This is a genomic window from Streptomyces sp. NPDC048659 (assembly GCF_040650575.1).
Taxonomy (GTDB): domain Bacteria; phylum Actinomycetota; class Actinomycetes; order Streptomycetales; family Streptomycetaceae; genus Streptomyces.
The window spans coordinates 18,942-31,056 of record NZ_JBEZHM010000074.1; the positions used below are offsets into that span (position 1 = coordinate 18,942).

The following is a 12,115-nucleotide window of genomic DNA, read 5'->3' on the forward strand; positions in this document are numbered from 1 at the left end:
CCCTCTCCGGGGAAACCCCGAGGCGCCCCGCACCCCCAGCCGTGACAATGGCCCGGTGCGGTATCTCATCCTCGGCACCACCGACGCCCTCGACGGCGACGGCGCCCGGCTGCCCCTCGGCGGGGCCCGGCTGCGGGCGCTGCTCGCCGCGCTCGCGGTGCGCGGCGGGCGGACCGCGTCCGTCGGGGAGCTCGTCGACGACGTGTACGGGGACGAGCCGCCGCACGACGCCCCCGCCGCGCTCCAGGCGCTCGTCGGACGGCTGAGAAGGGTCCTCGGCAAGGACGCCGTCGCCTCCGGCCCCGGCGGCTACCGGCTGGTCGCCGAGGCCGACGACATCGACCTGTACGTCTTCGAGCGCCGGGTCAGGGACGCCACCGTCCGGCTCGACGCGGGCGACCCCGCCACCGCCGCCGAACTCCTGCGCGCCGCCCTCGCCCTCTTCCGCGGCCCCGCCCTCGCCGACCTCCCCGCGCACGCGGGCGTGCGCCCCGAGGCGCAGCGGCTCGCCGCGCTCCGCCGCCGCGTCGAGGCCGACCTGCGACGCGGCGCCACCGGAGGGCTCGTCCCGGAGCTCACCGAGCTCACCGCCGCGCACCCCTACGACGAGACCTTCCACGCCCAGCTCATCCGCGCCCTCCGCGCGGAGGGCCGCCCCGCCGACGCCCTCGCCGCCTACGAGGAGGCCCGCCGCACCCTCGCCGACGGCCTCGGCACCGACCCCGGCCCCGAGCTCACCGCCCTGCACGCCGAGCTCCTCGCCGGGGACACCCCACCGGCCCCCCGGGCACCCGCCGCCCCGGCCCCCGAGCCCGGCAACATCCGCCCCCGCCTCACCTCCTTCGTCGGCCGCGAGCCCGAGCTCGCCGGGCTCCGCGCGGAGCTCGGCCGCTCCCGGCTCGTCACGCTCACCGGCCCCGGCGGCTCCGGGAAGACCCGGCTCGCCGAGGAGGCCGCCCGGCAGGCCGTCGGCCCCGCCGCCTGGAGCGCCGAGCTCGCCCCGCTCGACGACCCCGGAGCCGTACCGGGCGCCGTCCTGTCCGCCCTGCGCCTGCGCGAGACCCACCTCATCACCCGCGACGGGCAGCCCGTCCAGGACGACCCCACCGCCCGCCTCGTCGAGCACCTGGCGCACCGCCCGCTGCTCCTCGTCCTCGACAACTGCGAGCACGTCATCGGGGCCGCCGCCGCCCTCGCCGAGACCCTCCTCACCCACTGCCCCGGGCTGCGGATCCTCGCCACCAGCCGCGAACCCCTCGGCGTCCCCGGCGAGTCGGTCCGCCCCGTCGAGCCCCTCCCCGCCCGGCCGGCCCACCGCCTCTTCGCCGAGCGCGCCCGCGCGGTGCGGCCCGGCTTCCGCGTCGAGGACGACCTGGCCGCCGTCGACGAGATCTGCCGCCGCCTCGACGGCCTCCCGCTCGCCATCGAGCTCGCCGCCGCCCGGCTGCGGCTGCTGACCCCGCGCCAGATCGCCGACCGCCTCGACGACCGCTTCCACCTCCTCACCTCCGGCTCCCGCACCGTGCTGCCCCGCCAGCAGACCCTGCGGGCCGTCGTCGACTGGTCCTGGGAGCTGCTGGACGCGCGGGAGCGCGCGCTGCTGCGGCGAGCCGCCGTCTTCGCGGGCGGCTGGGACCTGCCCGCCGCCGAGGCGCTCGACCCGGACCCCGGGGACGCCGACACCCTCGGCGTCCTCGGCGCCCTCGTCGAGAAGTCCCTCGTCGTCGCCACCCCCACCGACGACGGCGAGATGCGCTACCGCTTCCTGGAGACCATCCACGAGTACGCGGTCGAGCGCGCCGCCGAGACCCCGGAGCCGCGCGCCGCCGCCGAGGCCGCGCACACCGCCCACTTCACCGCCCTCGCCGAGACCGCCGAGCCGCTGCTGCGCTCGGGCGAGCAGCTGCCCTGGATCACCCGGATCGAGCGCGACCTCGACAACATCCGCGCGGCCCTGCACCGCACCACCGCCACCGCCCCCGACGAGGCCGCCGCCCACCGGCTGGTCTTCGCCATGGGCTGGTTCTGGTGGCTGCGCAACTACCGCCCCGAGGGCCTCGCCTGGGCCGAGCGGGCCCTCGCCCTCGGCACGGACCCCGAGGACCCGGCCGATCCGCGCCACTGGCCCCGGATGCGGCTGCGGATGCTCCACTTCTTCCTCGCGATCGAGAGCCAGGTCGTCGCGGACCACCGCGAGGACCCGGAGACCGCCGCGGCCATCGCCCGGCTGCGGGCCGCCTTCGCCGTCGAGCCCGGCCCCGAGTCGGCCCGCTTCCCCGGGCTGCTGTGGCCGTTCACGGCGTATCTGACCGACACGCCCGCCGACGTCCGCGCCCTGATGGACCTCGCCGTCGCCAACGCCCGCCGCCACGGCGGGGAGTGGGAGATCGGCGTCAGCCTGATGTTCCGCGCCCACATGGCCGTGGACATGCCCGGCGGCCTGGCCGGCATCGACGCCGACCTCGCCGAGCTGCGCGTCCTCTCCCGCGAGGTCGGCGACCGCTGGATGCGCGCCCAGGTCGCCAGCGCCACGGGCGAGGCCGCCATCATGCGCGGCCGGTACGAGCGGGCCCGCGAGGCGTACGGGGAGGCGCTGGCCCTGGCCCGCGAGGTCGGCGCGCACGCCGAGGCGCCGTTCCTGATCGCCCGGCTCGCCGAGCTCGACTTCCGCGAGGGCGACCCGGCCGCCGCCGCCCGCGGCCTGGACCGGGCGGAGGCCGAGGCGGAGAGCCTCCGCACCGGCGACACGGGGACGTACGTGGGCTTCCTGCGCGCCTACATAGCCCTGGACGAGGGGGACGTGGCCGCCGCCCGCCGGCATGTGGAGGAGGCCGGCGCGCTGATCGGCTCGGGCACCCCGCCGCCGCACTTCGTGGCCATCGTGTCCGGGCTCGGCGCCCGCATCGAGGCGTACGAGGGCGGTGGCCGGGCGGCGGTCGGCTCGGCGGCGACGGCGCTGCGCGACGCGCTGCTTGCGCAGTGCTCCGAGTTCATCACGGCCGGCCTCGCCGAGGGCCTGGCCACCGCGCTCTCCCTGGCGGGCGAGCAGACGGCGGCGGTACGGATCCTGGGCGCCTGCGACGGCTGGCGTACGGAGATCCCGCGCGCGGTGGCCGAGATCCGCGAGACCGAGGAGGTCATGGACCGGGCCCGCGCCGCGCTCGGCGCGGAGGTCTCGGCGGCGGAGCGCGCCGCGGGCCGCGGCCTCGGCGTCGACGAGGTGCTGGCCCTGGCGGAGCCGTACGAGGCGGAGCGGCCGGAGGGCGGGACCCTCGGGCCGGAGGGCGGGTCCGTCAGGAGCAGCTGATCTGCGACTGCGCCCAGTCCGCGACCGCCGCCCGGCCGAACGGGGTGTGCTCCTCGACGACGAGCCGGAGCTCCCGGCGGCCCTCGATGCCCACGTGCACCGGGACGGGCGGGTCGCCGGGGCGGATCACCTCGGAGCGCCACAGGCGTTCGTCGTCGCCGTACACCGCGAAGCGGACGCCGCCGACCCCGAGCGGCAGGGTGATGTCGTCGATGCCGACGACCGCGTCGTAGGCGGTGCACTGCCGGTTGAGGTCGATCAGCAGCGAGGACGGGGCGTGCACGCTCACCCCGTGCGCGTACGACGTGCCGTCCATGGACAGCCGGGAGCGCTGCCACATCCAGCTGCTCTCGCCCAGCCGGACCTCCGGCTTGGTGCCGTCGCCGAAGATCCCGTACTCCAGCCGGTTGATCTGGTAGACGCTCGGCGCCGGGCTCGGGGACGGCGTGGCCGAGGGCTTCACCGGGGTGGGCGTGGGCTTCGGCTTCGGTGTCGGGGACGGCGTCGGCTTCGGCTTCGGGCTCGGCCGTACGGTCTTCGACGGGGTCGGCTTCGGCGCGGGCTTCGGCGGCGGAGGCGGCGCCTGTACGGGCGGCGGCGTCGGCTTCGGGCTGGGCTTCGGCGGGGGCGGCGCCGGGACGACGGGGGCGACGACCGTGGGCGTGGCCGTGGGCCGGGCGACCGGCTCCGGCTCGGACCCGGTCAGCGCCCAGACCAGACCGGCGGTCGCGGCGACGGCGGCGACGGCGGCGATGCCCGCCTTCGCGGGGATGCCGAGCCCCTCGGCCGCAGCGGCGGAGGTGGCCCCGGCCGAACCGGTGGCGGTCCCGGCGCCGGTGGCCGCGGCGGCGGCACCGGCGGCGCCCGCGCCCGCCACCCCGCCCGCGACGACCCCGGCGGCCTTGAGCGTGTAGCCGGCGGCGAACCAGCCGATGACCGCGATCGGGAGGATCGCGGGGATCCCGGCGTTCACGTGCGCCAGCTCACCGGCGGCGAGCCGGCACTTGGCGCACTCGTCGAGGTGCTTGCGCAGCCCCCGCTCCGCCCGCATCCGCAGCCCGCCGCGCGCGAACGCGCCGAGCCGGTCGGCATAGCGGGCGCAGTCGCCGCCCGAGGTGAGCGACTGGCTGACGTGCGCCTGGAGATACGCCTGCTTCAGCCCCTCGCGGGCCCGGCTGGCGAGCACGGCGGTGGCGTTGGCGGTGAGGCCGAAGAGCGGGGCGACCTCGCTGGGCGACTCCTCCTCGACCGTGGTGTGCCAGAGCACCGCCTGCCAGCGCTCCGGCAGCGACCGGAACGCCTGCATGGCCAGCGACTGTTCGGCCTCGTGCATGGCGAGCACGTCGGCGCCGAGGTCGAGGGTGTCCTGGTCGGAGACCTCCGAGCCGCGGGCGGCCTCGGCGGCGAACACCGCGAAGTCCTCGACCAGATGCTCGCGCTTCTGCGTCTTGGTCCAGTTCGCCGCGACCCGGCGGACGGTGGTCAGCAGATAGGCGCGCACGGCCTGTTCGGGCCCGGCGCCGCCGCGCACCGCCTGGAGCGTGCGGGCGAAGACCTCGGCGGTCAGGTCGTCGGCGGTGTGCCCGTCGCGGCAGCAGGTCCTGGCGTAGCGGCGCACGGCGTCGGAGTGGCGCCGGAACAGCTCCTCGTACGCGCTGTCGTCGCCGTCCCGCATCAGCTGGACGAGCTCGGCGTCGGACGGCGGCAGGTCGTTCGGCGGCAGCACGCCTTCGTTCTCGTCGAAGACGGCCCCGGACGTCCCGGCGGCGGCACCGGATCCGTGTCCTGCCGAGACCCCGCCCTCGCGCTGCTGCGGGACGCTGGCCTCCGCGGCCTGCCCGCCGCCCGCGCCCGGACCGGCCGAACCGCCCGGGGTGCCGACGGGTCGGCCCTGGCTGGGCACCTGGGCGGAGGACGGGTCCCCGGTCTCCCTGGTGCCACCGGCGCCCGGCGTCTCGTCCCGACTGTCACCGCTCATCGCGGAAGCCCCCGTATGCACGCTCGGACCCGAACACCGGTCAAGCCTGCCACAGAGCGCGGGCACGCCGAACCCCCGCGTCCACTTACCACTCGTCCGGGGCGACTTCCCGTCTCCGGGCGTAACCGGTCATCCGTTCGTGTGAGGGCCGCCGGTCACTCGGACCAACGACCCGTCACCCCGGTGTTCGACTCGGCGGCGTGCCCGCCGTGCGCGCGGGCGCCCGCCTACCGCGAGCGCAGACCCTCCAGCAGGATGTCCAGCAGCCGCGACGAGGCCGCCGCCTGCTGCGCGGCGTCCGGCAGCGCGGGCGCGGCCGTGGCTATCACCAGCAGCACGTCGGACACCGTCACGTCCGGCCGCAGCTCGCCCGCCTCACGCGCCCGGTCCACCAGCCGGCCCACGACCTCCAGGAGCTCCGCGGCCCCCGTGTCGTCCAGCTCCGCCGTAGGCACCGCGCGCGGCGCGACGATCCGCTGCTCGCCCAGGTCGCCGAAGCCGTTCACCGCGGGAGCGCCCGGCGCCACCGAGACCCGCTGCGCCGGAACCCGCGCCGCGTCCTCGGGCGCGCCCGCCGGGATCAGCACCTCGTCCACGCCCACCCGCAGCACCTGCGGCGGCAGCAGCCGACCGGCGCCCGAGGCAACCGAGGTGCGCAGGAACCGGGAGAGGGCCGACCACGGCTCCTCCTCCTGCCCGAGGGCCGTCCGCGCCTGCTCGGTGAGCCGCGCGGTCTCCTCCTCGGCTATCCGCCGGACCAGCACGTCCTTGCTGGGGAAGCGGCGGTAGACGGTGCCGACACCGACCCGGGCGCGGCGGGCCACGTCCTCCATCGGGGCGCCGTAGCCCAGCTCGCCGAAGACCTCGCGCGCGGCGCGGAGCACATGCTCCAGATTGCGCTGCGCGTCCACGCGCAGCGGCGCCGACCGCCCGTTCACCGTGCTCTGCGCCGTACGGACCTGCCCATACGAATCCTGAATCTGCATAAGCGTTCCCCCGCTCATGATGTCTCCCCCCGGAGACTCCCCGCCCTGACACGGAGCTCGCACCGCGCCGCGCCCGTGGTCCACGCACGACGGTCCGACACTCCGACCAGGTACGAACATAGTTGAGTCCGGGTCAATTCAGAAGGGGCAGTTCCGTACGGTGCGCCCCCCGATCGGAGCAAGGCCCGGAACCCTCCCGATTCCGACCCCCCGTCCCACCGCCCGTCCCCACCCTGACCTGCGCGGTTCACCACACGCACGCACCTTTCGCCACCCCACGCCTCCGCACCGCTCCGGTCACACAATTTGCCGGGCCTGTGGACAAACCCCGGACGGCGTTGCGTCATGGGACGGTGACCGAACCTGTGCGCGTTCTCGTTGTCGGCGGTGGCTACGTCGGGATGTACACCGCGCTGCGCCTCCAGCGGCAGCTGAAGGCCGAGCTCAGAAGCCGTACGGCCGAGATCGTCGTGGTCACCCCCGAGCCGTACATGACGTACCAGCCCTTCCTGCCCGAGGCCGCCGCCGGCTCCATCTCCCCGCGCCACGTCGTCGTCCCGCTCCGCCGGGTCCTCGACCGCTGCCGGATCATCATCGGCGAGGTCCACGCCGTCGACCACCCGAAGCGGGAGGTCGTCCTCTCCACCCTCGCCACCGAAGAGGAGGGCGCCGGGCACGACCGGCTCCGCTACGACGAACTGGTCATCGCCCCCGGCTCCGTCTCGCGCACCCTCCCGGTCCCCGGCCTCGCCGACCACGGCATCGGCTTCAAGACCGTCGAGGAGGCCATCGGCCTGCGCAACCACGTCATCGAACAGATGGACATCGCCTCCTCCACCCGCGACCCCGCGATCCGCGACGCCGCCCTCACCTTCGTCTTCGTCGGCGGCGGCTACGCGGGTGTCGAGGCCCTCGCCGAGCTGGAGGACATGGCCCGCTACACCGCGCGGTACTACCACAACATCAAGCCCGAGGACCTGCGCTGGGTGCTCGTCGAGGCGTCCGACCGGATCCTCCCCGAGGTCGGCGAGGAGATGGGCCGCTACGCCGTCCGCGAGCTGCGCGCCCGGAACATCGACGTCCGCCTCGGCACCCGCCTCGACTCCTGCGCGGACCGCGTCGCCGTCCTCAGCGACGGCACCCGCCTGCCCACCCGCACGGTCGTGTGGACCGCCGGGGTCAAACCCGCGCCGCTCGTCGCCGCCACCGACCTGCCCCGCACCGAGCACGGCCGTATCCGCTGCACCGCGCGCCTCACCGTCGAAGGCGTCGAGCACGCCTGGGCCGCCGGCGACGCCGCCGCCGTCCCCGACCTCACCGCCGCCGAACCCGGCCGCCTCTGCGCGCCCAACGCCCAGCACGCCGTCCGCCAGACCAGAGTGCTCGCGGAGAACATCGCCGCCTCGCTCCGCGGCGAGCCGCTCAAGGAATACGCACACAAGTACGTCGGCTCCGTAGCCTCGCTCGGGCTCCACAAAGGAGTCGCCCATGTCTACGGCCGCAAGCTCAAGGGCTACCCGGCCTGGTTCATGCACCGCGCCTACCACCTCAGCCGGGTCCCCACGTTCAACCGCAAGGCCCGTGTCCTGGCCGAATGGACCCTCTCCGGCCTCTTCAAACGCGAGATCGTCTCCCTCGGCTCGCTCGAACACCCGCGCGCCGAATTCGAACTCGCAGCCGCACCACCGCCCGCGCCCAAGCCGTCCGGCGAGGACGAGCCCTCGGGCTGACATCACTGTCAGTGCACTCGTCCACACTGGACGTGTGACCATAGGTGGGCTCACACCTGCACAGAGTGACTCTGCACGGCAACGACACCACGAGGCATAGAGATCCGTGAACTTCACCCGTTGGAGCGCCCGGCTTCCCGGCACGCAGCGCCGCGCGGCGCGGGGCACCGAAGGCTCCGTGCCCGCGGCCCGCGGGGAGTACGGGCCGCAGCTGGAGCACGCCGACACCCCGGACACCGGGCCCGCCGACCCCGCCGGGGTGCCCGCCCTGGAGGACTTCACCGTCCGCGAGATCGTCGGCCGCCTCCCCGGCCTCGTCGCCCTCGTCTACGGCCCGGAGCACCGCATCGCGTACGTCAACGACGCCTACGCCGCCGCCTTCGGCCCCCGCCCCGCGGGCTCCACCGTCGCCGACACCTGCCCCGAGGCGGAGGAGCTCGGCCTGCTCCCCCTCATGGACCAGGTCCTGCGCAGCGGCAAGCCCCGCACGGTCAAATCCCGCCGCACCCAGGACGGCGGCTCCTACACCGTCACCTGCCTGCCCGTCGAGAGCCCCCGCCTCCCCGACGGCGGCGTCCTCGTCCACGCCGCCGACGTCACCGACCACGCGGAGGCCGCCGAGCGCCTGCGCGCGAGCGAGCGCCGCCACCGCGAGACCGCCGTCACCCTCCAGCGCTCCCTCCTCCCGCAGGAGCTGGAGCAGCCCGACGACCTGCGCATCGCCGCCACCTACCAGCCCGGCGTCGCCGACGCCGCCGTCGGCGGCGACTGGTACGACGTCATCACCCTCGGCGCCGGCCGCACCGCCCTCGTCATCGGCGACGTCATGGGCCGAGGCGTCCGCGCCGCCGCCGTCATGGGCCAGCTGCGCACCGCCGTCCGCGCGTACGCCCGCCTCGACCTGCCCCCGCACGAGGTGCTCCAGCTCCTCGACGGCCTCGCCGCCGAGATCGACGCCAGCCAGATCGCCACCTGCGTCTACGCGGTCCACGACCCCAACGAGGGCAAGCTCGTCTACGCCTCCGCCGGCCACCTCCCGATCCTCGTCCGCCACGAGGACGGCACCGTCCGCCGCGCCGCCGACCCCACCGGACCCCCGCTCGGCACCGGCGGCTGGCTCCACACCTCCGGCACCATCGCCCTGCCGCCCGGCTCCACCGCCGTCCTCTACACCGACGGCCTGGTCGAGCGCCGCCGCGAGGACATCGACGAGGGTGTCGCCGCCCTGGAGCGCGCCCTCTCCGGCGCCACGGGCACCCCGCAGGTCGTCTGCGACCGGCTGCTCCGCTCCCTCGGCATCACCGCCGAGCACGACGACGACGTCGCGGTCCTCGTCGTCCAGCACCCCGCCCGCAAGGGAGCCGTCGCCGAGCTCTTCCACAACGCGGCGCTCGAACTGCTCGGCGGCGTCGAGGCCGCCCCGCGCGCGCGGGCCTTCGCCTCCGGCGTCCTCGCGAGCTGGCGCTTCCCCGTGGAGCTGTGCGACCTCGGCGTCCTCGCCACCAGCGAGCTGGTGGCGAACTCCCTCCAGCACGGCACCCCGCCCATGCGCCTGCGGCTGCGCCGCACCGACCGGCGCCTGATCATCGAGGTCACCGACGGCGACGACCACCTGCCGCGCCGCCGCCGGGCGGAAACGGAAGACGAGGCGGGCCGCGGGATTTCCATCATCGCGACGATCGCCTCGTCCTGGGGGAGCCGCCGGACCCCCGGCGGCGGTAAAGCGGTGTGGTGCGAGTTCGCCCTGCCGGACTGATCCCGGTACGGGGGATCAGACGGCCGTGGTCTCCTTCGCGGGCTGGTGCTGCGCCACCACCCGCGAGGGCTTCGCGGCCAGCGACGGCTGGTTCTGCACCGGCGTGAGCTGCTTCCCGAGCCGCACGGCCAGGAAGGTGATCCCGAGCGAGAACAGCACGAAGGTCACGATGTACGGCCCGTGCAGCGAGGCCCCCATGGGCCCGCCCACGGCCGGCCCGACCGCCAGCGCGAGCTGCTTGACCAGCGCGAAGGCCGAGTTGTACGTGCCGACCATCGACTCCGGCGCCAGGTCCGCCACCAGCGGCGCCACGGTCGGCGACAGCATCGCCTCACCGAGCCCGAAGAGGGCGTACGTGGAGATGAACGCGGCCGTCGCCATCGCCTGGCTGCCGTGGCCCAGGCCCGCGTACCCGGCGAACAGCCACGCCACGGTCCAGATCAGGCCGACCGCGGCGATGACCCGGCTCCGCTTGCGGCGCTCGACGAACTTCAGCACCAGGAACTGGGCGGCCACGATGACGGCCGTGTTGGCGGCCAGCGCGATGCCCAGCGTCGACGGCGCGATGCCGGCCGCCTCGGTGCCGTAGGCCGCGAGACCCGACTCGAACTGTCCGTAGCAGGCGAAGAAGAGCACGAAGCCCAGCACGCACAGCTGCACCATCGCCTTGTGCTGGAGCAGCACCCGGATGCCGCCGCCCTTCTCACCGGCCGGCCGCGCGCCCTGGAAGGCGGGCGCCGCGGGCATCCGGGTGGTCAGCGCGATCGCGCCGAGGACCAGGAACATCACGGACTCGATGGAGAACAGCAGCAGGAAGCTGTTCGGCCGGTTCACGTCGACGAGCTGGCCGCCGATGAGCCCGCCGACGCCCAGGCCCAGGTTCTGCAGGAAGAACTGCATGGCGAAGGAGCGGGTACGGGTCTCCGGCGTCGAGCACCAGACGATCATCGTCGCGAGCGCGGGCTGCATCACGGCCGTACCGGCACCGAGCAGCGCGGCGGCGCCGACGGCCGCGGGCACGGAATAGGCGAAGCCCATCCCGAGCGCGCCGACCGCGGCGAGCCCGGACGCCACGAGCAGCACGGGCACGGGCCCGCGCCGGTCGATGGCCCGGCCGCTGAAGGGGAGGACCACGAGGGCGGCCATGGCGAAGACGGCCAGCACGATGCCCGCGGTGGCCGCGCCCAGATCCCGCACCTGAGCGACGTACACATAGAGGTACGGCACGGTGAAGCCGAGCCCGAACGAGCTCAGCGCGCTGCCTGCCTGAATCCGGCGCATCGCGGCGCCCATCGCCTTGGTCACACTCACCCACTTCGGTCGCGGGTTACAGACCTGTAGCTGTGAACCCTGAAGACTTCAACACTAAAATTAGACCCTTAACAATACACATGGAAGGACTTCAATGCCAACGAGCCGCGTGGAATACTCGGCCGCATGTCCGACACCCCCGAGCAGTCCGGCGCGCAGTCCCCGCAGGAGCCGACCCTCGACGAGCAGATCGCCGCCTACCAGCGCGAGTTCCGCGACCTCGACCCCCAGGTCGAGAAGGTGGTCTCCGCGCTGGGCCGGCTGAACCGCCGGATGAACGTGGCGTACGGCCGCCAGGTCGCCGACCTGGGCATCAGCAACGCGGAGTGGGAGGTCCTCAAGACCCTCGTGCTCTCCGGCGCCCCGTACCGCCTTGGCCCCGGCGAGCTCGCCAAGCGCCTCGGCCTCACCCCCGCCGCGATGACCCACCGCATCGACCGGATGGCGGGCGAGGGCCTGGTCACCCGGGACCGCGACGAGAACAACCGGGTGCGCGTGATCGTGGAGCTGACCGACGAGGGCCGCCAGAAGTGGCTGGAGGCCATGCGGATGGCGACGGACTTCGAGGAGGAGCTCCTCCAGGACCTGTCCACCGAGGAGCGCGGAGCCCTGGGCGAGATGCTGATCCGCCTGCTCCGCCGCGTGGAGCTGACCCAGCCGGACGCCGGCGGCCGGCTGACCGACCTCGACTGAGGGTTGACGCGCCCCGCCGGGGCGCGTAGTGTTCTCCGAGTTGTCACGGAGTCGGAAGGTTCCGGGCAGCCATCCCGCCGCGAAAGCGGCAACCTCAACTCAGCACGATCTCCCAACCGGGACGAATTTCGGCATGCCGAAATTCATTTCGAAAGACTCGATTATGAGTCGCCGGGAAAATCCGCTAGAGTTTGAGACGTCGGAACGGCCCAACAGCCGGGAAGACAAAATCCCGCCGACTGGGAATCAGGCCCGAAAGGATCTGATAGAGTCGGAAACGCAAGAACGAAGGAAGCGCCCGGAGGAAAGCCCGAGAGGGTAAGTACAAAGGAAGCGTCCGCACCTTGAGAACTC

Annotated in this window: 7 protein-coding genes; 4 read left to right on the plus strand and 3 right to left on the minus strand. The window is 74.4% G+C overall.

Features of this window, described 5'->3' with window-relative positions; all coding sequences use genetic code 11:
* The first annotated feature begins 55 nt into the window (after positions 1-55).
* Positions 56-3,307, plus strand: coding sequence for a BTAD domain-containing putative transcriptional regulator (locus AB0C99_RS35085; RefSeq protein ID WP_362483806.1), 3,252 nt, complete (start codon positions 56-58; stop codon positions 3,305-3,307).
* Here AB0C99_RS35085 and AB0C99_RS35090 read toward each other — a convergent pair.
* Both AB0C99_RS35090 and AB0C99_RS35095 read right to left on the minus strand, forming a co-directional pair.
* Complete coding sequence (locus AB0C99_RS35090; protein WP_362483807.1) at positions 3,294-5,285, minus strand: sigma-70 family RNA polymerase sigma factor; 1,992 nt, start codon at positions 5,283-5,285, stop codon at positions 3,294-3,296. The two genes, AB0C99_RS35085 and AB0C99_RS35090, sit on opposite strands and share 14 nt — an antisense overlap.
* A 227-nt stretch (positions 5,286-5,512) precedes the next feature.
* Positions 5,513-6,271 (minus strand): helix-turn-helix domain-containing protein, encoded by a 759-nt coding sequence (locus AB0C99_RS35095; protein ID WP_362483809.1) that lies wholly within the window; start codon positions 6,269-6,271, stop codon positions 5,513-5,515.
* A 353-nt stretch (positions 6,272-6,624) separates the two neighbouring features.
* Here AB0C99_RS35095 and AB0C99_RS35100 point away from each other — a divergent pair, with 353 nt between their 5' ends.
* Entirely contained in the window at positions 6,625-8,001 is a 1,377-nt protein-coding gene (locus AB0C99_RS35100; RefSeq protein WP_362483811.1) for an FAD-dependent oxidoreductase, read from the plus strand.
* A gap of 106 nt (positions 8,002-8,107) precedes the next feature.
* Positions 8,108-9,757: a SpoIIE family protein phosphatase gene (locus AB0C99_RS35105; protein ID WP_362483813.1), complete on the plus strand. Its 1,650-nt coding sequence runs from the start codon at positions 8,108-8,110 to the stop codon at positions 9,755-9,757.
* Positions 9,758-9,772: 15 nt separating this feature from the next.
* Here AB0C99_RS35105 and AB0C99_RS35110 read toward each other — a convergent pair whose 3' ends face one another.
* Positions 9,773-11,050: an MFS transporter gene (locus tag AB0C99_RS35110; RefSeq protein WP_362483823.1), complete on the minus strand. Its 1,278-nt coding sequence runs from the start codon at positions 11,048-11,050 to the stop codon at positions 9,773-9,775.
* 144 nt (positions 11,051-11,194) lie between these two features.
* Between AB0C99_RS35110 and AB0C99_RS35115 the strand changes: the two genes are divergently transcribed.
* Complete coding sequence (locus AB0C99_RS35115; RefSeq protein WP_362483815.1) at positions 11,195-11,761, plus strand: MarR family transcriptional regulator; 567 nt, start codon at positions 11,195-11,197, stop codon at positions 11,759-11,761.
* The last annotated feature ends 354 nt before the right edge of the window (positions 11,762-12,115 follow it).

Excerpts from the sequence above, each read along its gene's own strand:
- AB0C99_RS35110 (WP_362483823.1), bottom strand. The coding sequence starts at position 11,050 with ATGGGCGCCGCGATGCGCCGGATTCAGGCAGGCAGCGCGCTGAGCTCG.
- AB0C99_RS35095 (WP_362483809.1), bottom strand. The coding sequence starts at position 6,271 with ATGCAGATTCAGGATTCGTATGGGCAGGTCCGTACGGCGCAGAGCACG.
- AB0C99_RS35115 (WP_362483815.1), top strand. The coding sequence starts at position 11,195 with ATGTCCGACACCCCCGAGCAGTCCGGCGCGCAGTCCCCGCAGGAGCCG.
- AB0C99_RS35090 (WP_362483807.1), bottom strand. The coding sequence starts at position 5,285 with ATGAGCGGTGACAGTCGGGACGAGACGCCGGGCGCCGGTGGCACCAGG.